Below are 21,949 nucleotides of genomic sequence, written 5' to 3'. Positions count from 1 at the left end.
TTTCAAGGCACCAGCCACGGGCTCGCCGTCCTCCGGAGAGGCGCCGAAAGGCTCCTTGCCGGCCTGCGTCACGTCTGAGCCGGTGAACGCTCCTTGACCCGGCCGAAACACTCCTGCGCGTGCTCGGCGAGATGAGCCACGTAGGTCTCGGAGGCGATGCCGCCGGCCACGGCCAGCACCTTGGCGATTTCACGGCCGATGCCCCGAGCCACACCTGTCACCACGCCGACCGGCGCCGGCGTCGCCATTGACTGATCCCTCGCGTCTGGCGGTCACACGCGTGAGTCGCCTCTCAGCGTCCTGTGCGCGCAGGAAGGGGCAGGCACGGCATGGCGCGCAGCTGCCGGGGGAGAGTGGTGAGGGTGTGGGCGAGGCCACGGGCCAGGCTTGAATACGCGCGGCGGGCTGGGGGCAGGCCGATCGCGGTGACGGCTTCGGGCGGCAGCAGGGCCACGGTCATACCGGTCAGGTGGGGGAACAGCATCCGTCCGAAGGCCCGGAAGCATGCGGCAGCAAGCGGCAGGCCGGCGACTGGCCGTGGCGGAGTGAGGGTGGCGGGGCCGAGGAGGTGCTGCACGGTCGTGGTGCGTTCGAGGGTAGCCAGAGTCGCGTGGAAGTAGGCGGTGAAGGCGTCAAGATCGGGCGGGAGCTCGTCTTCGCGAAGGCCCAGGCACTGGCCTGCGCGGAGCCACTGGCGATACAACCCGCCTTTTTCGTCGGCCTCCAACGGCCTGCCGCACAGTTCCCAGAGGGTGAGAATGCTGTCGAGGTAGGTGGCGTGCACCCATAGGAACAGCTCTGGCCGCAAGGCGTGGTAGGGGCGCCCGTGGGTGTCGGTGCCGTGGATGTCGCGATGCCATCTCCGCAGTTCCCGGCCGAACCGTTCGCCGTCGGTCGGATCCGCCTGGGCCAGATGCTGCAGGTGGGCCAGTGTGCGGTAGCCGCGCTGCCAGGGGTCGGTGCGGTAGGCGGAGTGCTGTGCCACGCCGGCGCCCACCGCCGGGTGTGCGACCTGCAGCAGGATGGCGCGCGGGTAGACGAGCAGGAACGCCCACTGGCTGAGGGAGCGTGCCAGCAGGGAGTCCGGTCCCGTCTCGGTGAGCGGCTCGGTCGGTTGGCTCCTCATCGCACGGTGAACGACCCCGGCGCTGCGGTGTCACGGGACCTCGGGGCGCCGAGGGGGCATGTTCAGCAGATAGTGTGATGGCCGACACTCTTCGTGACAGGGCTCGTTGGGCCACTCGTGATCTTCTTCGGTGACCCTGAACTACCGCATCTCTGCCGCGACAAGCCGCGACGACGCGGTCGGGCAGGCAGGCGTCCGCATGCGGGGCGAACCAGCAAGGTGCGCTTCGTCGTCGCCCTGACACCCATGCTGGTCGGCGCCTCCGTACTGCTGGCCGGGAGCGCCGCGGGGATGGTTTCGGTGGCCTTCGCCGGGCAGGTTCCGCTCACCGTGCACGCGGAACGGGTGTCCGGCTCGAACGTGACGGCCGTCCCCGGCGTGTCCGGCCGGGGCGGGGTCCTGCCGGCCCTGGTCACCCGGCTGGAGAAGGGCGAGGTCAAAGACGCCTGCGCCACGTCCACTGCGCAGCTGCCCATCGTCGGGCCGGTCACGGTTACGGTGCGCATCCGCCGGGCGTCGGCCGCGGGCCTGTCGGTAGAGACGGATATGGCCACGGCCGAGTCCGTGACGCTGACCGGTGCCCGGCTGAACACCCCGCAGACATCGCTGCAGGAGCCGACCGGGTTGTTCTCGGTGGGTGCGCAGAAGGTGGACGGCCGCCAGGTGATGACGCAACCGCACGCCTTCACGGCGGGGACGATCACTGCCCACGGCATCGACATCGCCGTCAGCCGCGGGAGCGGCGACTGCCACACCCGCGGCAAGGAAAAGGGGACGTCGTGACGACTGTCGCCGGCAATCGTGGTGCGGGCCGTTGGCGGTTGTGGTGCGGTCATCGCCCCTTTCTGGCCGGTCTGCTGATGGGGCTTGGCGGGCTGGAACTGATCTGTGTCTCCTGGGCCGGCCTGGGATTCCTGCGGTTCACCGGTATCGCGGGTGCCTCCTCCTGGATTCTGGGCGCCCTGCTGGTCGCGGCCGGGGCGACCACTTGGTGGAACCCGTCACTGCGCCACTTCGCCGGCGTTCTGGCCGGTGTCCTGTCTCTGGTCAGCCTGGTCGCCGCCAACTTCGGCGGCCTGCTGGTCAGCTTCGTGCTCACCGCCGTCGGCAGCGCCCTGGCTCTCGCCTGGGTATCGCCGCCCGCGGCGACAGACGTTCCTGGCGATGGGGAGATGAACTGATGCCGGATTTTATCCGCTCCCTCGTCGGCAATGTCTACCGGCCCTGCGGCCTCCAAGACCCACTGCTGCGCCATGGCTTCGAGGTCTGCCGCCGCGCCACCCGGGCCACGGGCGAGATCGAGTACGCCACCTCGTTGCTGCTGCCGCCACCGCTGCGCATCGCCACATGGGCGCTGTACGGCGCGGTCCGTGCAGTCGACGACCTCCCCGACACGCCCGGCGCCAGTGTCACGGACCGCGCCAGGCTGCTGGAGGAGTGGATCTCGGCGTTCGACGCGGACATGCGCGACGGCCACAGCGCCGACCCCGTACGCCACGCACTCGTCCACACCACACAGACCTGGAACCTGTCGACCGCCTTCCTCTACACCCTCTTCGAGGAGCTGCGCCAGGACGTCCACGGACGCGAGTTCGCCACCTGGCTGGAGTGGCGGCGCTACTCCAGCCTGATCAACACCCCACTCGTGCTGCGCACCGCTTCTCTGCTCATCAGGGCCGCCGGTCTGCCCCTCGAACCGGAAACCCTCGCCGCCGGCGCGCCCGACATGGCGGTGGCGTGGCAGACGGTGGTGGACGCCGTCTACCTCACCGACGCCCTCGTCGACCTGGCCGACGACCTCACCCGCGACCATGTGCCGCTCCCGGCCGAGGCGTTGGACGACGCCGGGGTACGCCGCGAAGACCTGCTCGCCCGCCAACCCACCCCCGCCTTCGAGCAGATGGTGCAGCACCTGACCGACCGGGCCCGGCAGTGGTTCGACCAGGCAGTCCTGCCGCCGGTACTGCATCCGGCGATCGGCATCGCACTCACCACCTACCGCGACCTGTACCGACTGCGGCTGTCCACGGCAGCCAAGAACCCGGGAGCCCTGCTGCACCGCCGGCCTGCCCTGCCCTGGCACAAGCACCGTCGGCTGGTCGTGCCCGCCCGGGCGAAGGCCGCCCTCGCGTGGACCCTGTTCCCCTTCCCCCTGCGGCCGGCACCGCCATCTGCCATCACCGGGCCCTCCGCCACCAACCGAGCCGAGAGCCTGCCCGAGGCGGTGCGCAAGATCGGCGCACAGGGACGGCCCGTCGCCGCACCGGACCCCCACCCGTCCGGCGTCCGCCCCCCACAGCTGCCCGCCGAGGCCATGCCCCGCCATGTCGCGGTCATCATGGACGGCAACGGCCGCTGGGCCGCCGAACGCGACCTGCCACGCTCCGAAGGCCACCGAGCAGGCGCCGAGGCGGTGATTGACGTCGTCCACGGCGCACTCGAAATCGGTCTGAGCCACCTGACCGTGTATGCGTTCTCCACCGAGAACTGGAAACGCCCCGCCGACGAGGTCCTCGTGCTGATGCATGAAATCCCGGCCTGTCTGCGCCGCCTGTATGAGGCCAGCCGACCACTGGACGTGCGCGTGCGGTGGGCGGGACTGCCCGGCGGCCTGCCGACCGATGTCACCGAAACCCTCATCGAGGCCGAGCAGGTGACCCGCAACCACTCGGGCATGACCCTGACGGTCTGCGTCAACTACGGTGGGCGCGCCGAGATCACCGCGGCCGCGGCGAGGCTTCTCCAGGAAGCAGCCACCGGAAGTGTCAGCCCAGGCGCCCTGTCCGAGCACACCTTCAGCCGTTACCTGCACGTACCCGAACTGCCAGATGTCGACCTGCTGGTGCGCACCGGCGGCGACATGCGCACCTCCAACTTCCTGCCCTGGCAGGCTGCCTACGCCGAACTCATGGTTCTCGACACCCGTTGGCCCGACTTCGACCGCCGCGACCTGTGGAAAGCCATCGAACAGTACGCAAGCAGGAATCGCCGCTACGGCTCCGTCCCCCGCCAGCCCCACCCCAGCGCCACGCCCCCAGCCTTCACCTCCCCTGGCTCGACGGTTGCGTGTGGTTCACACGAACACCAGTGACTTTTCCCGGCTGGCTGCGTCGAGTAGCAGTTTCGCGGTCATCGTCGCCGCGTCGCCCCGCCGGTGCGGACCGCGCGGCCACGGCCCTCGCTCGTGCGCGGATCACGTGCGCGAAAGGGCACCTTGAAGACGGCGGCACAGCGGGCCACGCCCATGAACCCCCACCAGGCATGACGGGGCTGCGTCTTGTCATGGAGCAGCGCATGGTGCGACCCGTCGCCACACGCAGAACCCCCGTCGGTCGGCACCACCCGACTGGGGTTGGTCACCTCTCACACGCCTATCACCAACAGCGTCGACGACCAGGAGTCACCCATCATCACCGGCGGGCGTGGTCTGGCCCGTGGGCGCATCTACGACCTGCAGGGGCGTCTGCTTGTCTCGGTCGTCCAGCAGGGCCTGTTCAGGCCCCTGTAGTCAGCGGGTGGCCGGAGTCCACGGCCAGGTGGTTCAGGCCCGCGCCGGCCGGTGGTTTCTCCGTCGCAGCCAGGCACGCAGGCCGCGACCGGGTTGCGTCGGGGCCTGCTCGGCCCGGCGGTGCCGGCGGCGGGCCGAGGACGACGCGACCGACCGCACCGCCGACACATCCTGCCCCTCGCACGCTCGTGTCACTGGCTCGTCCGTCAGCTCGGCCGGTCCCAGAAGCGATCCGCGCTTCGGCTCGTACGCTTCCGCCGCCGTCCCACTCTGCGGATCAGGCATCCGTGCCGCGGCCGGATCTTCACCGGGCGCCGACGACGCCCGTGGCGTCGGTTCCGTAAGTCGCGTGACCGTGGGGGCCATCGGCGGAATGGGGTGTGCGGCCACTCGCCGGGTCGGCGCGGCGCGGCGGGGGGCCGGGCGCGGGGCCGGGAAGAGGGTGCAGGCCTCCTCCAGCACGTGGGACAGCTCGCTGCGCAGCCACTCGATCTCGTCCGTGTCCTGCGCAATCGCGATCCGCTCGGCCAGGTGCGCGGCAGGCGATCCCGGGGTGCCCTGACCAGGTGGCGTCGGCCGGAACCGGTTCAGGTAGGAACGCGCGTACGGATCCTTGACGACGGCGGCGATCTCGACGGGCGAGAGGAGCGCCGCCACGGCTCCGGCCCGGGCCCACGGCTGCTCGGCCTGGCGCAGCAGGAAGCCGAGATGGCGTCCCCGCCAGTTGCGGGCGCGCAGGTCCACCCCGGCGGCCAGCTGGCCGCGCAAGGTCTCGGGTGTACGCCCCTTGAGCAGGGTCGCGTTCTTGGTGTCCGACATGAAGCTCCGCAGGTCGTCCGCGAGATACAGCCAGACGACGGCCCGGTAGCGGTTGAGGTACCACTTCACCGGCACGAGCAGACCCAGCCGGGCGAGGCGGGTGAACCGCGCGGCCGGGATCTCCATGAGCGCGGCGCCCTCCGTCGTGCCCACCACCCGCACACGGTCGAGCAGGCTGTCCGGATAGCCCTCCTGCGCGCGGAGGCGGTCGATCTCCGCGCGCTCCACCCTCCGGCCTCCTCCGCCCTCGTCGGGCACGGTCCGGATGTGGCCGAGGTGTACAGCGAGGTCGAACTCGCCTCGCTTGAGCCCCAGTTCCCGAGCGGCATGGCTCGGCGTGCAGGTGGCGGGCTGGGTCGGGCTGAAGGTGCTTGCCGACATGGTCGTACTCCCCCGTGGAGTCGTTGGCTCACGCCCTGTGCGTTCGCCGTGCACACACCGTAGCCAATCCGGCCCGGTTGGCGCTGAGCCTGTGGATAACTCCACCGGTGAGGGAGAAACCGCAGGTCAGGCGTCTGCGGTGGGGGTTCGCTCCGGCTGCCTGGCGTCGACGCCGAGGTGTTCGCCGACGCGATTGACGAGCAGGGTCATCTCGTAGGCGATCTGGCCGATGTCGGCCTCCGCGCCGCTGATCACGCACAGGCAGCTGCCGGTGCCTGCCGCGGTCACGAACAGCACGGCGTCGTCGTACTCGATCATGGTCTGGCGTACCCGGCCCGCGCCGAAGTGGCGTCCCGATCCCTTGGCCAGGCTGTGCAGTCCGGACGCCACGGCGGCCAGATGCTCGGCGTCCTCACGGCGTAGGCCCGTACTCGCGCCCGTGACCAGTCCGTCGTTGGACAGGACCAGCGCGTGCCGCACGTGGTCCACCCGCTCGGTCAGATCGTCCAGGAGCCAGCCGAGTCCCTGGTTCTGCGCCATCTCCGTCTCCCCGTGTGATGTCTCCCCCTGGCTGGAGGAACTCCCCGCCAGCCTTCCCCACCACCGGCGTCCGGGCAAGCAGGATGGGCGCATGGCACAGAAGATGACCGACGAGGAATGGCGGGCGTTCGTCTCGGACGGCACCCGGACCGGCAAGCTGTCCACCGTTCGCGCCGATGGGAGCCCTCATGTGGCCCCGATCTGGTTCCTGCTGGACGGCGACGAACTCGTCTTCAATACCGGTAAGGACACGGTGAAAGGGCGCAATCTGGCCCGTGACGGGCGGGTCGCGCTGTGTGTGGACGACGATCGGCCGCCGTTCCACTTCGTGGTGCTGAACGGCCGCGCACGGCTGTCGGAAGAGCTGGACGAGGTGCGTCACTGGGCCACCCGGATCGCCGCCCGGTACATGGGCGAGGACCGCGCCGAGGAGTACGGCGCCCGCAACGGCGTTCCGGGTGAACTGCTGGTCCGGGTCGGCATCGACCAGGTGGTGGCCGTGAGGGATCTGGCAGCCTGAGCGGCAAGGGCGGCCTCAGCCGACCGAGTCCAGCAGCCGGGCGGTGTGCATCCGCCCGGCATACTCGACGAGCCGGATCAGGACCTCCTTGCCGGAGTCGCGCTCCCGCGCGTCGCACAGCACCACGGGTGTGCCGCGATCGAGGTCGAGGGCCCTGGAAACGTCGTGGACACCGTAGGTGCGGGCTCCCGCGAAGCAGTTGACGGCCACCACGAACGGGATGCGCCGGTGCTCGAAGTAGTCGACCGCGGGAAAGCAGTCCTCCAGGCGCCGGGTGTCCGCGAGGACGACGGCACCGAGGGCGCCCTGGGACAGCTCGTCCCAGAGGAACCAGAACCGGTCCTGTCCCGGTGTACCGAAAAGGTAGAGCGACAGGCCGGAGCGGATGGTGATGCGCCCGAAGTCCATGGCGACGGTGGTGGTGGTCTTCTGGTCCACGCCGTCGGTGTCGTCCACCGACTGCCCCGCCTCACTGAGCAGTTCCTCGGTGCGCAGCGGCCGGATCTCGCTGACGGCCCCGACCAGGGTCGTCTTGCCGACGCCGAACCCGCCGGCGACCAGTATTTTCAGGGCCAGGGCGGAGGTGTCGCCGACGGCGTCGGAGTGCTCGGTGACCATGATCACTTCTCTCGGGAGGACCGGCTGTGGTCGGCGTCCGTCTGTTGTGGCGGTGAAGTCAGCATCATGGCAACGACACCGCCCCTCGGGGCAGTTGGACCGAAACGCACCGGACATGACCGACTCCCGCCCGGTCGGAGACACAACGCGTGCGGATCGGGTGCGGCAGGTGCGGACCGGGGTGAGGCGCGGCGCACGGCGCGTTCGGAACGTTCATCTACAGCGCTCGCAGTCCCGCGAGGACCTCGCGCAGAATCCGTTCATCGGGCAAGTGCGCCGGGGGCACGGGACGGCTGATGACCACACAGCCGAGTTCCAGGAGGTCACCGAGGAGCACCCGCACCACGCCGACGGGGAGGTCCGCGTCCGCCGCGAGTTCGGCGACGGACTGTGTCTCCGTACGGCACAGCGCTGTCAGGGTCCGGTGTTCGGGGCCGAGCGCGGTGTCGTCGTCGAGTGCCGGTGCCGCGGGGGCGAGAGTGACGAGGGCGATCAGGTCGAAGCGCACCCCGGTGGGCCCCGGCTGGGTGCGCCCGCCCGTCATCGCGTACGGGCGGACCAGCGGTCCGGCCTCGCCGTCGTACCACTGGCTGCCCGGCTCCCACGGGCCGCCGGTCCGGTTCTCGGTCATCGGTGCCGCCTTCGTGGGGTCATCCGGCTGCGGGCGGCCGCGCGGCGACACGCAGCGGGGTGTACAGATGCTCGCCGGCCCGCTTGACCAGGCGCGCCATCTCGTAGGCGACCAGTCCGATGTCAGCGGTGACGGCGGTCAGGACGGCAAGGCAGGAACCGTCGCCCGCAGCGGCGACGAACAGGAACGCGTCATCCATCTCGACCATGGTCTGCCGCACGCCGCCCGCCCCGAAGTGCCGTCCCGCGCCCTTGGCGAGGCTGTTGAAGCCGGAGGCGACGGCGGCGAGGTGCTCGGCGTCCTCTCGTGCGAGGCCGGTGGAGGCGCCGACGGCCAGCCCGTCGTTGGAGAGCACGACGGCGTGCCGTACCTCGCTCACGCGCATCACCAGGTCGTCGAGCAACCAGTCCAGTTCGCCGGAGCGCTGGCCGGCCCTCGTGTTCGGGTCCTGGATCATGCCGGGTCTCCTTCGCTGCTGTCACTGCCCGTCGGGGGTTTCGGGGCGACGCCGCGACCGGGCTTTCTGCCGCCGCCGCGAGCCCAGCCGTCGCGGTAGGCCGCCATGCGGTCCCTTACCAGCTCGGGCGTGCGCCGTTCGTCGCCGTGCCGTGCGGTTTCCGGTGCCTGTGCTTCGGGGCGTTGCCGGAGCTGGGGGGCGAGGCTCGCCTGGCGCACACGGCGTGGGAGGTCGTCCTCGGTCTCGGAGTGGTCGGGTGGTCGGTGCAGCCTCAAGGCGGTGACTCCGGGGGGCGGGGTTTCGTCGACGGTTCCGTACGGGTCCGGCTCGTCGGCGGCGCCGCGGGGTTCGGGAGCGGTGGCCGCGAGGGCGGGCCGGTCCGACCGTGCGGCGACGGCCTCGTGGTGCGAGGTGGCGCCGGGTACGCGCGCGTACTCGCGTTCCTGCCGGGGACGGGCCCGCTCGTCCTGGTGGGAGGCGCGTTCCGGCGCGCCGCTGTGGAGCAGGGCGGTGGGCACCAGGACGACGGCTGTCGTGCCTCCGTAAGGGGAGGTCCGCAGGTGCACCTTGACGGCGTGCCGGGAGGCGAGCCGGCTCACCACGAAGAGGCCGAGCCGGTCGCTGTCGAACAAGTCGAGGGCCTCGGACTGTTCGATGCGGCGATTGGCCTCCGCGAGGGTCTCGGCGCCCATGCCGAGCCCCCGGTCCTCGATCTCCAGCGCGTAGCCGTTGCCGACAGGTTCGCCGGTGACGCGCACGCGCGTGTGGGGCGGCGAGAACTGGGCGGCGTTCTCGACGAGTTCGGCGAGCAGGTGGGTGAGGTCGGCGACGGCGGCTCCGATGACACGGGCTTCGGGGAGCTGCCGTACCTCCACGCGCGCGTAGTCCTCGATTTCCGCCACGGCGGCCCGTACGACGTTGGTCAGGGACACCGGCATGCGCCAGGCCCGGCCGGGAGCGGCGCCGGAGAGGATGATCAGGCTCTCGGCGTGCCTCCGCATACGCGTCGTGAGGTGGTCCAGGCGGAACAGGTCGCTCAGTTCGTCGGGGTCGTCCGAGCGGCGCTCCATGCTGTCCAGGAGGCTGAGCTGGCGGTGGACCAGTACCTGACTGCGACGGGCCAGGTTGACGAAGACGCCGGAGATGCCGCTGGCGAGTTCGGCGCGCTCCACGGCGGCGCGCAGGGCGGCGCGGTGGACGGTGGTCAGGGCTTCCGAGACCTGCCCGGTCTCGTCCTCGGCGGGTGGTCCGGCAGGCGCCTCCGCCTGGATGTCGATGTCCTCGCCCGCGCGCAGTCTGCGCATCGCTTCGGGGAGTTTGCGGCGGGCGATCTCCAGGGCGTCGTTGCGCAGGCTCACGAGTTCCACGACGAGAGCGCGTCCGATGCGGACGGAGATGACGAGCGAGGCGCCGACGGCGGCGAGGCCCAGGACCACGGCGGCGCCCGCGGGGCTGAGCAGACCGTGCGTGACCGGATCGGCTCGGCCCGCGACGGCCCGGCCCGTGTCCGTCGCGATGCTCTGCATGCCGTCCCGCACGCGCGCGTGGGCGGCGCTCCAGGCAGCCTGCGGTGGCGCGTCGGCCGGTTTGGCACCCGGTCCCGCGGCGAGGATCCTGTCCTCGGCGACGCCGAGAGCGGTGTAGGAGTCGCTGTCGGACAGTGCCTGCCAGACGGCCCGCTGGGCGGCGGGCAGGTCGGCGACGGCCGTTTCGGTGAAGGTACGGCGCGCGGCGACGGCGGCGCCGAACAGCCGTAGCCGCTCGCCCTGCAGCTGCCCGGCGGTCCGGGCACTGGCGAGGACGGTGTCCTCCTGGGCCAGTGCCTCGGCGGCCCGGCTGAATTCGAGCAGCACGCGCGCGTCGGAGCCGACGTCGGCCTGCTGGATGCCGGTGAGGGCGCCGTCCACGGCGAAGGCCGTGCCAATGGTCTTCGTGTACTGCGTGTACACCGTGTCCCAGTGGGCCTTGTGGTCGAGTACGACGGTACGCAGTGCGCGCAGGTGCCCGGCGGCGGTGACGAACGCACCGAGGCGCCCGGAGACAGCGGCGGGCAACTCCTCGCTGTCGGCGACGGTGTTGTCGCGGCCGAGCCGCAGCGCGGCGACGGCACGGTCGGTGCGGGCGGCCAGGTTGCGCAGGTCGCTGCCGTCGGCCGCACCCGGCGCGCCGGCGTAGCGCACGGCCGCGGTGCGCTCGGCCTGGAGGGCGGCGACGGCCGCAGCCACCGGGGTGCGCAGTTCGGTGTCGACCCGCTGGGACTGCCGTAGCCGGGCGACGTCCTGAGCGGTGGTGACGGTGGCGTACGCCCACAGGGCGAGCAGGGAGACCACGGGCACCATCAGCAGGCTGACCACCTTGGCGCGCACGGTGCGGGGGCGCAGGTGCCGGCGGTTTCCACGCGCGCGTGCCGGGGCCGGTGTGGTGCCGAGCGGGCGGTCGGGGCCCTCGTCGGCGGGCGGTCCGGCATGGGCGCGGCGGCCTCGTGGCGGGTGCGCCGAGGCACCGGCTTTCGGGGCGGTACGGGGTGGGCGCATGGCCTCCTCGCTCGGGACGTGGGTCGGGGCGCTCGGGGCGGGCTCCCGCTGGGCCCTGTCGTCAGATTCCCGTCGTCCGCCCGCAGGGCAGGCGGGAATCTGACGACAGGGCCCAGTTAGCGGGCGATGCTCTCGACGGGCCGCTGGGCGGAGACGGATGCCTCTCGCTCGCCGGCCGTGGGTGAGAGGGCGACGAAGGCCGAGGTGATGAACAGGTAGGACCCGAGGCCGACGGCGAGGGGGAAGATGAACTGCATCGCCGTGGCCCCGGGCAGCGGTGCGCCGGAGGGGTCCACGCGCACGCTCACCGCGAACATCCCGGTGTAGTGCATGCTGCTGACGGCCGCTCCCATGACGAGGGAGGCGACGGTGACCGCACGGGGAGACTTGATGTTGAGGCCGGCCCACAGGGCGGCGGTCGCCGCCACGACGGCGATCAGCACCGACACTCCGACGAGAACGGGGTCGTACCTGATGTCGCCGTGCAGCCGGACCGCCGCCATCCCCAGGTAGTGCATGCTGGCGACGCCCAGCCCGGTGGTGAGACCGCCGAGGAGGAGCGCCCGGGTGCGGTCGCGGCTGTAGCCGACGGCGAAGACGCCGGCGCAGACGACGACCATGGCGACGAGGAGACTGAGGATGGTCAGCGGCACGTCGTAGCGGATGTCGGTGCCGCTGACGCGGAAGCCGAGCATGGCCACGAAGTGCATGGTCCAGATGCCCGTCCCGATGGCGGAGGCCGCGGTGACGAGCCAGTTGCGGCGCGAGCGACCGGTGGTGGCGAGCGCGCGGACGGTGCAGCGCAGTCCGAGCGCGGCGCCGGTGCAGGCCATGACGTACGACAGTACGGGGGTCAGCCAGCCGAAGGCGGCGTGGTCCAGGTGTCCCATGGCCACGGGACGCTAGGGGGCGCAGGCGCACGAAGGGGGCGCATTTCGAAAGCTGTTGGAATATGACACACAGATGCGACGGAACGATCGGGTCCGGCCCGAACATGTGCGCCTACACGTCCCCCGGGTTGGTGAGGAATCATGCGGAACATGAGCGACGACCACACACATGTCCAGGACTTCTTCACCGCCCGGGCGGCCGGCTGGGACAGCAAGTTCCCCGACGACGGTCCCGCGTACGCGACAGCCGTCGGCGATCTCGGGCTGCGGCCGGGCGACCGCGTGCTGGACGCGGGCTGCGGCACGGGGCGTGCCCTGCCGCCGCTGCGAGCCGCCGTGGGCCCGTCCGGGGTGGTACTGGGCGCCGACCTGACCCCGGCGATGCTCGCTGCGGCCGTACGGGCGGGCCGGGACGGGCACGGTCGGCTGCTGCTCGCGGACGTCGCCGCGCTGCCGCTGCGGTCCGGATCCCTGGACACGGTGTTCGCGGCCGGTCTGATCGCACATCTGCCGCAGCCCGAGGAGAACCTGCGGGAGCTGGCCCGTGTGGTGCGGCCCGGCGGAAAGCTCGCGCTGTTCCATCCCCTCGGGCGCGCGGCCCTGGCGGCGCGGCAGGGGCGGCAGATCACGCCCGACGACCTGCGCGCCGAGACGAACCTAGGTCCTCTGCTGTCCCGTTCGGGATGGAGAATGACGTCGTACGCCGACGAGGACGCCCGTTTCCTCGCGCTCGCGGTGCGCGAGGGCTGAGCGCCGCATCGCTGAAGGCCCGGGGCGGATCAGTGCCTTCCTGCGACGGCCGCTGCGAAGGCGTCGGGATTGTCGAACATGACGTTGTGCCCGGCGCCCGGCACGGTCACGACGCGCACCCCGGCGGCTTCCAGGCCCTCCCGGCCCCGCAGTTCGCCACTGTCCTCGCCCTGCAGGTAGACGCGCTCGACGGGCAACTTCTCCAGGATCGTGCGCATCACAGGGTCCGAGCCGCGGCGCAGGCCGACGGCGCTGCGGTGCAGGGCGCGCGGGTCGGCCAACCGCATGGTGGCCGCCCACAGCGGACCGACGGCCTCCAGCACGCGCGCGTGCTGCCGCTCCACGAAATCGTCCTCTTCGTAGGTGGCGATTCCGCTGCTGCCGGCCGTGGGCCCCGGGAAGGCGTCCAGATTGGCCTCCGTGAGGACGAGCCGGGAGGCGAGGTCGGGCCGCCGATGGGCGAGCACGATGGCCACGGCGCCACCCATGCTGTGCGCGATCAACTCGGCTCCGCGGACTCCGGCTTCGTCCAGTGCGACCGCCACCGCGTCGGCGTGCTCCTCCAGCGTGTATCCGAACGCGCTCGGCCGGTCACTGAGGCCGTGTCCCGGCAGATCCAGGAACAGACTTCGCCGGCCCGCGAGTTCGGGCCGGGCCGCGATGTGCGCGTGATAGACGGCGGACATCGAGCCGAGCCCGTGCAGATACACGCGCGCGGGCTCCGCCCCCGGCGCCTCGGTCCAGCGGATCCGGCTTCCCTCGCCGTCGAACACGACCTGCTGCACGGTGCCCCCTCCTGACGTCCTCCGATACCCAGACTATACATCGGGGCCGATGTATCGCCGCAAGGGAGTATCAAGATGACGAGGTACAGCACCGTGCGCGAGAATGCGGCCGTGCTCGAACTCGCCATCCTCGGTTTCCTCTACGACGCCCCGCTGCACGGATACGTCCTGCGCCGGCACATCGCGGCCCTCACCGGCCATGTGCGGCCCGTCGCCGAGAGCACGCTCTACCCGGCGATCAAGCGGCTGGAGAAGGCGGGCCTGCTGGTTCGTGCCAGCGAGCCCGGTGCGGTGGCGGCGCCGCGCCACGTACTGCGGCTCACCGAGCAGGGCGGGCGCGAGCTGAAGCGCCGGCTGGCCGAGCCCGCACAGCGCGAGATCACCGATGAGAACCACTGGTTCACGCTGCTCGCGTTTCTGCGGCACCTGGAGGACCCGGCCGCCCAGGCGGCCGTACTGCGCCGCCGGCTGGCCTTTCTGGAGGAACCGGCGAGCTTCTTCTACGACGGCGACCGGCCACTGGCCGCCGAGGAGTTGGACGACCCGTTCCGGCGCGGTGTGCTCACCATCGCGCGCGCCACGACCCGGGCGGAGCTGGCCTGGCTGCGCGACACCCTGGCGTCACTCGATGCTGCCGGCCGCTGAGATGTCGCGGTGCCGCACCCGGCAGCCACGCAGCCCGGGAACCGGGCGGGTGAACAGGTCGGCGATCCGGTAGCCGTCCGGGCAGCTCGTGATCCCCGGGTTCTGGGCGCGAGATGCGGGGAGCGGCGCGGCGGCAGCAGCCGGACGCGCCGGCCACGCACGCGTACGGCGCGGCGCACCAGCGCGGAAGTGGCCGCGCCGGCGGGGCGTAACGGAACCCGCGCAGCAGCGGCTCGTCGAGCAGAGCGGGCGTCGCCGTACGCAGCAGTGACGCGAGGAGGCACGGATACCAGGACGACATCAGGCCGAGCGTGGCGCCGAAGACCCGCCGGGCCTGCTCGTCCCGGCCGAAGTGGCGAAGCCGTGCTCACGATGACGTCCAGGAGGCGGATGGTGTCGTCGTACCGCTTCTGCGACGCTCGGTCAGTTCTGCGGTCTGCGCGGGCAGCCGTCCGGTGCTCGGCACCGTGCCGTCCCTCTTCTGCTGCCGAAGGTCCAACTCTACGTTGAATGACAGCAGATGAGCGATCGACGACAACCCCGTTCCGGGGGAGAGGGTGGTCCGCATGTTCAGCCGGATACACAAGATCGCCGCCAGACTCCGCGACTCCACACAGACGCAGCCGGCGGGCACCCGGGAGAGGCGTGCGCACAACTTGTTCGAAGCGGCGGCCACCTATGTCGTCGCCCGCGCGGAGGACGATCAGGACCGGATCGAGGAGGCGGCGTCCTGGGTGTCGCCGGAGGCGCTGTCGTTCGGGGTGAGCGAACTCGCCTGCCGGGCGGTCGTCGCGTTGGCCCGGGAACGCGACGAGTCTCCGGCGGCGGTGGCCCGTCATCTCCTCGGGCTGCCCACGGGCTGATGAAGTCCCCTTCCATGTGGTCGTTTCGCCCCTGTCCAGGCGGAAACCTGCAGGTCCGCGTGGTGTGAGGAGTCGTGACAAGCGGCTTCCCCTCGCACTAGGGTGCGCGCCGATGGACGAACCACTGGAGGCAGGGATGGCCGGGACCGACGATGAGGCCGTCGCCGCCGCGGAGGATGCGCTGTACGTGCTGACGGCGGTGCTGCTGACGCCGGCGCAGTTCCCGAGCGTTCTGGGCGACGACTATCCGGAGGCGTGCGCGGCGCTGGGACTCGCGCCCCTCGCCGACGGGTACGGTCTGGTGCTGGGCCAGGACGGCGAGGGTGCCCGCTGGACGGTCGTCATCGACGACGTCTCGCTGGTCGCCGTGGCGATCGCCTCCTGGGACTGCGGCATGGAGTACGAGCTGTCTCCGGACGAGCGCGCCGTCGTGACCGCCCTGCCGGGCTGGCCTCTGGCGGTCGCCGTCGCGGCTCCGGGCGTCCCCGCGCCACACGACCCCGCTCCGGAGGTGGCGGACCGGCCGGCGCTGAGCCCGCCGGACACCAGCTCCTGGGGGCCGGCCCAGCGCCGCCTGGGCGCCGACGAGATAGCGCTGCAGTGGGCGACGTGGCGGGAGCAGATCAACGACGCGGCATTCTCCGCGCCCGAGGGGGAGCAGAAGGCGGAGGGGCAGGAGGAGGCCGAGGGGCAGGAGAAGGCCGAGGAGTCGTCGTCGGAGGGTGAGAAGGGCGTGCCGCGGAGCGGCCACCCGGGAGTCAGGCGGGTGCTGGCGGAGGCCCGCGCCTATGTCGACGCGTCGCCGCCGCTCGGCCGGGTGCGCTCGTCGTTCGCTCCGGGTGACGCGCGTACGCTGCGCGCCGACGGCCCCGGCTGGTCAATCGTGGCCCGCACCGACGACATCGCCTTCGTCCTGCTCGACGAGGAGCCCGGAGAGGTCCTGCCGGTGGGCCGGGGCCCCGAACTGCCGGGCCTGCTCGAGGCACTCGACAAGATGGCCGTACGCCCCTTCTGAGCCACACGACACCAAGGCCGGCACACGTCAAGGCCCCGCGCCGCTGTGACTCGCCGCCCGAGGCCGGACGACGGCACGGTCGGCGCGCCGGCCTCACGCCCGCACATCGGCAGCCGACGCCGGTCACCGCACGGCCTGCTGCGCGAGGCCGGTGACCGTACTGCCGCGATCCGAGACCCGACGCGGTCCGGGTGAGTCCCGGGAACCGCGTGTGTGGTGGTTACTCCAAGGTGGTGAGGCCGCCGAGGTGGATGCCGCCCCTCCAAGCCGGACGCGCCCCCGAGGGGCCGGGCGGTTCCGGACGCGGAGGCCGGGCGAACGGCTTTGAGGGGGCAGGCCGTCCCCGGAGGCCAGGCGCAAAGCTGCCGAGGCCTGGCGGTCCGCATCAGCGCGGGCGCCGGGGGGCCGGTCCGGCCCCCGCAGGCGCCCGGCGCGCACCCCCTGGGCATCCACCCGTCGTCTCAGCGGCCGAGTTCCTTGCGGGTGACCCTGCGGAGCCTGCGCCGCTGTGAGGGGTCCAGCGCCAGATACGCGGCCACCGGTACCCCGACCACGATCAGGAACGCCACCCACCAGGGCAGCCAGATCAGCAGGAGCAGCCCGACCGCCACACCCCCGACGGCGATCTTCGCGTTCTTGGACATGAGCGTCGCCTCCTTCGCGGCCGATGCCGCTCTCTGCTCTGTGAACGCCCCCCCGCTCCGCGCGGTTCCGGAACCCGTCCCTGAGACAACCCTGAGAACCGTCCCCCTACTGGCCGAGGCCCCCTCCCCTCTCTCGAACAGATTGTGAAGTGGTCCGGATCACGACGCCAGTATGCCGCGGCGACTCTCGACGTGCTGTACCCTCGGCGACCCGATCCAGTAGTCAAATTTGAGGAGTGCGGCAGAGCTGTGCAGACCATCCCCACGGCACCACCCTCCGAACTCTCCGAACTGTCCCGCTCCTGCACGGTGTTCCTGCCGGCAGACCCGCCTCGCTCGGGCCGGCTCGCCTTCTGGCGACAGGACGGCGGCGAGGCCCTCCCCCTCGTTGCCGACGGCTCCCCTGCGGAGCTGGACATCGTGATGCCCACGGCGGACGGCGGTGTCGAGCCGGTCCGTACGCCCGCGCTCCTGCTGCCCGTACACGAGGCCCTGCCGTTGCTCACGCGCGCGCGTGCACTGCGGCAGGGGCATCGCTCGGCCGGCTTCTGGAGCGCCGTCTGCCAACTGGCCCTGTCGTTCGTGGCGCGTGGTCTCCTTCTGCCGGGTCTGTCCCCCGGCGGTCACGACGCCTGGCGGATGGGGCCACTGTCCGCCCGGGACGCGGAGCTGGTCCGCGAAGTCGCCGCCGCCATGCCCCCGGAGGCCCATGCGGTACCACTGTCGGCCGAGGGGCCGCCCCGGCTGCCCGACCCGCAGCGGCTGCTGCGCGCTTTCCTGGACGCGATCGCCGACGTGCTCCCCCGCTCCCCCGCCGCCCCGTCGGTGACCGGCGGCCCCGCATACGCGGCTCCCGAGCCGCAGCGGTTGCCCGCCCTGCGGGCGTGGGCCGACAGCATCGCCGCCGGCCAGGACGGGGGCGTGCGGCTGTCGCTGCGCGTGGAGGTATCCGGGCTCGACGACGCGGTACAGCGGGACGACGCTACGGTCGCGTTCCGCGCGGTGCTGCAGGTGCACGGCGTGAGCGGGGCCACGGACGTCGTCGATGCCGCCGCCCTGTGGGCCGGCGCGGGAGCCGTGCACGAAACGGTCGGTCCACGCACGCGTGCCGAGGCGTTGCTGGCCCTGCGCCGCGCCGCCCACGCCTGGCCGCCGTTGACACCGCTGCTCTCCGCCGCCGTACCCGACGCCGTCGCCCTCGCCGACGACGAGGTCGCCGAACTGCTCGGTGAGGGCATGCGGACTCTGGCTGCGGCGGGGGTCGACGTGCACTGGCCGAAGGAAGTGTCGCGTGAGCTCACTACGCACGCGACCGCCGGGCCGCCGGACGACGGCACGGCCGCTCGGCGGGATGCCGCGGCGCCCTCGTCATTGCTCTCGTCGGACGCCACGGTCGCGTTCCGCTGGGGGTTCGCGCTGGACGGGCGGGAGTTGTCCCGGCAGGAGCTGGACCGGCTCGCGGGGGCCAAGCGTCCCCTGGTGCGGCTGCATGACAGGTGGGCACTGGTGGATCCGCGGCAGGCACACCGCGCCCGGACCCGCCGGAACCACGCCCTCACTCCCGTGGAGGCGCTGGCCACCGCGCTGACCGGCGTGGCGCAGGTCGACGGCCGGCAGGTCGACGTGCGCTCGTCGGGGTGGCTGGAAGGGCTCAGGGAGCGGCTCACGGACACCCGGACGGCACCCGCTGTCGAGCAGCCTCCGGGGCCGGCCGCCACCCTGCGCGACTATCAGCTCCGCGGGCTCGACTGGCTGGCCCGGATGACGGCCCTCGGCCTGGGCGGCTGCCTGGCCGACGACATGGGCCTCGGCAAGACGGTCACGCTGATCTTCCCTGTCAAGTCGGCATGTTGAGTCGTTGAGGTCCGGCATCCGGGCCGCACACGGCGGCGGGAACATCACCCAACTCGCCGCGTCACACAACCGGATCACGGCGGCCGCCGGTGTCCGCATTTGGAATGCAGGCCAGCCCCGTCCCGGCCTGTGACGCGACCACGAAGCTTTCCCGTGGATTCACTGCATTTCCCGTGCACGGCAAAACATCACCGGCATTCAAGGGAAACGACGGAATGCATGACACGAAGTGCTGTCAGCCGTAAGGACATAGACGCAACAAGTAAGTCAAGACTTACCTTTAGGGAACTTTGGCCGTATGGTGCGGCTCGAATCGAAGGAGTCCCTTGTTGTCAAACATAAATGATTCTGCCGTGCGTGCGGTTGAATCGGAGCAAGGTTACGTGTCCTCATTGTATGAGCTGCTCACCGAGCGGCTTGCCGAGGCGCGAGCGAACCGGGCGAGTGTGCTGAAGGCCCCGGCGGACGGCGCCGGCGAGGCGTACGAGAGAGAGATCGCCGCAGACCGTCTGACCAAGGAGATCGGCCGGCTGGAAGGCGCCGAGAAGGGGCTGGTCTTCGGGCGCATCGACTGGACGGACGGCACGGCCCTGCACATCGGGCGGATCGGACTGCACACGGAGGAGGACGAACTGCCGCTGCTCGTGGACTGGCGCGCGAACGCGGCGCGGCCCTTCTACGAGGCGACACCGGTCCACCCGATGGATCTGCGGCGGCGCCGGCACCTGCGCCTCGAGGAGCGCACGGTCGTCTCGGTGAGCGACGAACTGCTCGACGGGACCGCCCCGACCGACGAAGACGTCGTGGCGGACGGCCCGTTGACCGAGGCTCTGTCGGCACGGCGTACGGGCAGGATGCCCGCGGCCGTCGCGACGCTGCAGGCCGAGCAGGACGAGATCGTCCGCTCCGCCCACCGCGGGGTGACCGTGGTGCAGGGCGGGCCCGGCACCGGCAAGACGGTGGTCGCCCTGCACCGGGCGGCCTACGTCCTGTACGCGTTCCCGCGCGCCGCGGAGGAAGGCGTCCTCGTGGTGGGCCCCAACGCCCGTTTCCTCGACTACATCTCCCAGGTCCTTCCCTCGCTCGGAGAGAACGACGTCGATCTGGCGACCTGTCAGGAACTGGCCGGAGTGTCCCCGGACGCGGTGGACCCGTTCGACACGGCGCGCCTCAAGGGCGGCCTGGACCTCGCCGACGCCCTGGCCGGCCTGCTGCGAGACCACCAGGCCCCCGCCGGTGACTTCACCGTCCGGGTCGGGCAGGAACTGGTCCACCTGTCCGAGAAGGAGGTCGCCACTGCACGCGCCGCCGCCCTGGCGGCCGCATCCGGCCACAACCCCGCGCGCCAGGCGTTCAAGGAGCTCCTGGTCGACGCCGTCACCGACGCGATGCAACGGGACATGGGCGACCTCCTGGAGCAGATCGACGCCGATGCCGAGCAGATGACGGGCCTGGACTTCGACCGGTTCACGGGGGTCGCCCAGCGCCGTGCCGAGGGCGCCGCCGACCCGGGTCCGGTCCACGAGCTGGACCTGGACGCCATCGGGGCCGATCTCCTCGACGACGCCGGTGTCGACCGGGCGGTCGAGGCGCTGTGGCCGAGGCTGGTACCCGGCGACCTCGTGAAGGCACTGCTGACGGATGCCGACGCCCTGGCCGAGCGCCTGCCGACGCTGACCCCGCAGGAGCGGTCCCTTCTCCTGCGCGCTCCGGACGCCCCGTGGACCGATGCGGACGTGCCGTTGCTGGACGAGGCGGCGAGCCTGGTCGACGGCCCGCCCGAGCGGACGTACGGGCACGTCGTCGTCGACGAGGCGCAGGAACTGACCGCTATGCAGTGGCGGATGATCGTCCGCCGCTGCCCGGCGAGGGCGATGACGCTGGTGGGTGACTTCGCCCAGTCGGGCCCGGGCACGACGGCACGCGACTGGAAGGAAGCCCTGAGCCCGCATGTCGGGACGCGGTTCAGACTGCACGACCTGACGGTCAGTTACCGCACCACGCGGGAGATTCTGGAGAACGTCCGGGACCTGCTCGCGCGGATCGCTCCGGACCAGCGGCTCACACGGTCGCTGCGCAGCGGTGAGAGCCCGCGCACCGTGACCACACATGGGGACGGGTTGGTCACCGCCGTCGTGGAGGAACTGCGCGCCCAGAGCACCGCGCAGCCGGACGAACTCCTGGGCGTGATCTGCGCGGACACCCGGGTGAGCCAGTTGACGGCTCACGGCATCGCCGACCACGCACGCATCGTGCCCGCGTCCGAAGCACGTGGCCTCGAGTTCGACGGGGTCGTCGTCCTGAACCCCGAGGAGATCATCACGGCCCGCCCCGGCGGGGAGAGGGACCTGTACGTGGCCCTGACCCGGGCCACCAAGCGCCTGTGCACCATCACCACCCAGCCCGCATGATGGCGCGGCGCCCGCGTGGTCGCCGCGGGCGCACAAGTGCCCCAACGCGCCGTCAGCGTGCGCACTGGTATAGCCCTGGCCTCCCTGCTCAGCCTGATGTCCTGCCTTCCGGCGTGCGTCGTCCAACGAGAGAGCCGGCTACCGGGTCCCTGCAGACTGAGACCGACAGAGTCTGCGACCTGTCCTGCCCCGTCCGAGGGGTTCGCCTCGGACGGGTCAGGCGTGAGTTCTGCCGACGAGGCCGGGGGGCCGCCAGGCCGGCCTGGACGTCAGTGCGCCGGTCAGTCGACGCCTTCGATGATGCGGAAGTCGCGCTCGACGGCGTCGGAAAGGACGACCAGCGCCTCCTTGTATGCGGCGCTCTCGTGTGCCGCGACCGCCTGTTCAAAGGTGTCGAACTCGACCAGGACGGTGCGCTCGGCGATTCCGGCGTCGTGGGCGACGACCCGACCGCCGCGGGCGAGCGTCCGCCCGCCCCCGGCCTGGACGGCCGGACCGGCCAGCTTGTTGTAGGCGGCTAGCTTCTCGGGGTCGGAAATGGTGCGGTAGACGCTGACCCAGTAGCCCTTGGCCATGGAAACCTCCTGTGTTCGGACAAGCGTGCCAGGCTTCGAGTCGACGCTCAGATTGATCGACCCCGGCGACGGATCACCGGGCATTTCCGAGGGCTGCTCGCAAGGGACTGGCTGATTGTGGTGTGCTGTTGAGATAAGACGATGTATCAGTTGGCGATGGAGCCCTGCCTACAACTCGTACCAATCGCTCAGTTCACCAGGCATCCCTGTCCGGATGAAGTCGTGAACGATGTCCCGCCCAAGCCGTCCTCGCTCTACATCTGGCCAGCTCAGCGTGAAGTTGGAAAGGGCTCACTGCGCCGGGAACGGGGCGCCCCAGGGCTCTTCCTCCGGGAGGAGTCCGTTGGCCAGGTAGCTGATGGTTCGGTACCAGCCGGCCAGCA

General features: G+C 71.4%; 21 protein-coding genes and 3 pseudogenes. 11 read left to right on the top strand and 13 right to left on the bottom strand.

Annotated elements, in window-relative coordinates:
• Positions 1-68 precede the first annotated feature (68 nt).
• Positions 69-248, bottom strand: a complete 180-nt coding sequence (locus tag ABZ624_RS12245) for a hypothetical protein (RefSeq protein WP_360085883.1) — start codon at positions 246-248, stop codon at positions 69-71.
• A gap of 44 nt (positions 249-292) precedes the next feature.
• Entirely contained in the window at positions 293-1,126 is an 834-nt protein-coding gene (locus tag ABZ624_RS12240; RefSeq protein ID WP_360085880.1) for an oxygenase MpaB family protein, read from the bottom strand.
• A gap of 219 nt (positions 1,127-1,345) precedes the next feature.
• Between ABZ624_RS12240 and ABZ624_RS12235 the strand changes: the two genes are divergently transcribed.
• From ABZ624_RS12235 to ABZ624_RS12220, 4 genes and pseudogenes are all read left to right on the top strand, one after another.
• The gene (locus tag ABZ624_RS12235) at positions 1,346-1,909 is read left to right on the top strand and encodes a DUF6230 family protein (protein ID WP_360085877.1); all 564 of its coding nucleotides are present in this window, start codon (positions 1,346-1,348) and stop codon (positions 1,907-1,909) included.
• Entirely contained in the window at positions 1,906-2,307 is a 402-nt protein-coding gene (locus ABZ624_RS12230; protein WP_360085874.1) for a DUF6114 domain-containing protein, read from the top strand. Before ABZ624_RS12235 ends, ABZ624_RS12230 begins: the two co-directional genes overlap by 4 nt.
• Positions 2,307-4,217: a polyprenyl diphosphate synthase gene (gene uppS, locus ABZ624_RS12225; protein WP_360085871.1), complete on the top strand. Its 1,911-nt coding sequence runs from the start codon at positions 2,307-2,309 to the stop codon at positions 4,215-4,217. Before ABZ624_RS12230 ends, uppS begins: the two co-directional genes overlap by 1 nt.
• Before the next feature lie 294 nt (positions 4,218-4,511).
• A pseudogene (locus ABZ624_RS12220) lies at positions 4,512-4,634 on the top strand (acyl-CoA thioesterase II); the annotation flags it as partial.
• Positions 4,635-5,051: 417 nt separating this feature from the next.
• Here the strand turns inward: ABZ624_RS12220 and ABZ624_RS12215 are convergent.
• Positions 5,052-5,834: pseudogene (locus ABZ624_RS12215) on the bottom strand (DUF6397 family protein); the annotation flags it as partial.
• A gap of 126 nt (positions 5,835-5,960) precedes the next feature.
• On the bottom strand, positions 5,961-6,374 hold the full coding sequence (locus ABZ624_RS12210) for a roadblock/LC7 domain-containing protein (protein ID WP_360085868.1): 414 nt from the start codon (positions 6,372-6,374) through the stop codon (positions 5,961-5,963).
• Positions 6,375-6,465: 91 nt separating this feature from the next.
• On the opposite strand from ABZ624_RS12210, the gene ABZ624_RS12205 reads away from it, so the two are divergent.
• Positions 6,466-6,894 (top strand): PPOX class F420-dependent oxidoreductase, encoded by a 429-nt coding sequence (locus ABZ624_RS12205; RefSeq protein WP_360085865.1) that lies wholly within the window; start codon positions 6,466-6,468, stop codon positions 6,892-6,894.
• Positions 6,895-6,909: 15 nt separating this feature from the next.
• On the opposite strand, the gene ABZ624_RS12200 is transcribed toward ABZ624_RS12205, so the two are convergent.
• From ABZ624_RS12200 to ABZ624_RS12180, 5 genes are all read right to left on the bottom strand, one after another.
• Entirely contained in the window at positions 6,910-7,512 is a 603-nt protein-coding gene (locus ABZ624_RS12200; RefSeq protein ID WP_360085862.1) for an ATP/GTP-binding protein, read from the bottom strand.
• A 217-nt stretch (positions 7,513-7,729) separates the two neighbouring features.
• Positions 7,730-8,143: a DUF742 domain-containing protein gene (locus ABZ624_RS12195; RefSeq protein ID WP_360085859.1), complete on the bottom strand. Its 414-nt coding sequence runs from the start codon at positions 8,141-8,143 to the stop codon at positions 7,730-7,732.
• A gap of 19 nt (positions 8,144-8,162) precedes the next feature.
• On the bottom strand, positions 8,163-8,600 hold the full coding sequence (locus ABZ624_RS12190; RefSeq protein WP_360085857.1) for a roadblock/LC7 domain-containing protein: 438 nt from the start codon (positions 8,598-8,600) through the stop codon (positions 8,163-8,165).
• A complete protein-coding gene (locus ABZ624_RS12185) occupies positions 8,597-11,134 on the bottom strand; it encodes a nitrate- and nitrite sensing domain-containing protein (RefSeq protein ID WP_360085854.1) in 2,538 nt (845 codons plus the stop codon). The genes ABZ624_RS12190 and ABZ624_RS12185 overlap by 4 nt, the downstream gene beginning before the upstream one ends.
• A 116-nt stretch (positions 11,135-11,250) precedes the next feature.
• Positions 11,251-12,024, bottom strand: coding sequence for an MHYT domain-containing protein (locus ABZ624_RS12180; protein WP_360085851.1), 774 nt, complete (start codon positions 12,022-12,024; stop codon positions 11,251-11,253).
• Positions 12,025-12,174: 150 nt separating this feature from the next.
• On the opposite strand from ABZ624_RS12180, the gene ABZ624_RS12175 reads away from it, so the two are divergent.
• Complete coding sequence (locus tag ABZ624_RS12175; RefSeq protein ID WP_360085848.1) at positions 12,175-12,774, top strand: methyltransferase domain-containing protein; 600 nt, start codon at positions 12,175-12,177, stop codon at positions 12,772-12,774.
• Positions 12,775-12,803: 29 nt separating this feature from the next.
• Here ABZ624_RS12175 and ABZ624_RS12170 read toward each other — a convergent pair whose 3' ends face one another.
• Positions 12,804-13,559, bottom strand: coding sequence for an alpha/beta hydrolase (locus tag ABZ624_RS12170; protein ID WP_360085845.1), 756 nt, complete (start codon positions 13,557-13,559; stop codon positions 12,804-12,806).
• A gap of 111 nt (positions 13,560-13,670) precedes the next feature.
• Here ABZ624_RS12170 and ABZ624_RS12165 point away from each other — a divergent pair, with 111 nt between their 5' ends.
• Entirely contained in the window at positions 13,671-14,204 is a 534-nt protein-coding gene (locus tag ABZ624_RS12165; RefSeq protein WP_360086064.1) for a PadR family transcriptional regulator, read from the top strand.
• Here the strand turns inward: ABZ624_RS12165 and ABZ624_RS12160 are convergent.
• Positions 14,181-14,559, bottom strand: a pseudogene (locus tag ABZ624_RS12160) (DUF2236 domain-containing protein); the annotation flags it as partial. The gene ABZ624_RS12165 and the pseudogene ABZ624_RS12160 overlap by 24 nt on opposite strands.
• Before the next feature lie 211 nt (positions 14,560-14,770).
• On the opposite strand from ABZ624_RS12160, the gene ABZ624_RS12155 reads away from it, so the two are divergent.
• Together ABZ624_RS12155 and ABZ624_RS12150 are read left to right on the top strand one after the other, a co-directional pair.
• Complete coding sequence (locus tag ABZ624_RS12155) at positions 14,771-15,067, top strand: hypothetical protein (RefSeq protein WP_360085842.1); 297 nt, start codon at positions 14,771-14,773, stop codon at positions 15,065-15,067.
• A gap of 136 nt (positions 15,068-15,203) precedes the next feature.
• Complete coding sequence (locus ABZ624_RS12150; RefSeq protein ID WP_360086061.1) at positions 15,204-16,082, top strand: hypothetical protein; 879 nt, start codon at positions 15,204-15,206, stop codon at positions 16,080-16,082.
• Between the two features lie 461 nt (positions 16,083-16,543).
• Here the strand turns inward: ABZ624_RS12150 and ABZ624_RS12145 are convergent, their stop codons facing one another.
• Positions 16,544-16,726 carry a hypothetical protein gene (locus ABZ624_RS12145; RefSeq protein ID WP_351243327.1) on the bottom strand — a complete coding sequence of 61 codons (183 nt, stop codon included), beginning with the start codon at positions 16,724-16,726 and terminating at the stop codon, positions 16,544-16,546.
• A gap of 249 nt (positions 16,727-16,975) precedes the next feature.
• On the opposite strand from ABZ624_RS12145, the gene ABZ624_RS12140 reads away from it, so the two are divergent.
• Both ABZ624_RS12140 and ABZ624_RS12135 read left to right on the top strand, forming a co-directional pair.
• On the top strand, positions 16,976-18,580 hold the full coding sequence (locus tag ABZ624_RS12140) for an SNF2 helicase-associated domain-containing protein (RefSeq protein ID WP_360085839.1): 1,605 nt from the start codon (positions 16,976-16,978) through the stop codon (positions 18,578-18,580).
• Between the two features lie 383 nt (positions 18,581-18,963).
• A complete protein-coding gene (locus ABZ624_RS12135; RefSeq protein WP_360085836.1) occupies positions 18,964-20,991 on the top strand; it encodes an ATP-dependent DNA helicase in 2,028 nt (675 codons plus the stop codon).
• A 281-nt stretch (positions 20,992-21,272) separates the two neighbouring features.
• On the opposite strand, the gene ABZ624_RS12130 is transcribed toward ABZ624_RS12135, so the two are convergent.
• On the bottom strand, positions 21,273-21,566 hold the full coding sequence (locus tag ABZ624_RS12130; RefSeq protein ID WP_360085833.1) for a DUF1330 domain-containing protein: 294 nt from the start codon (positions 21,564-21,566) through the stop codon (positions 21,273-21,275).
• Between the last annotated feature and the right edge of the window lie 383 nt (positions 21,567-21,949).

Source organism: Streptomyces sp. NPDC007205, from assembly GCF_040634095.1.
Classification (GTDB): Bacteria; Actinomycetota; Actinomycetes; order Streptomycetales; family Streptomycetaceae; genus Streptomyces.
This window is presented reverse-complemented; position numbering and strand designations above follow the sequence as displayed.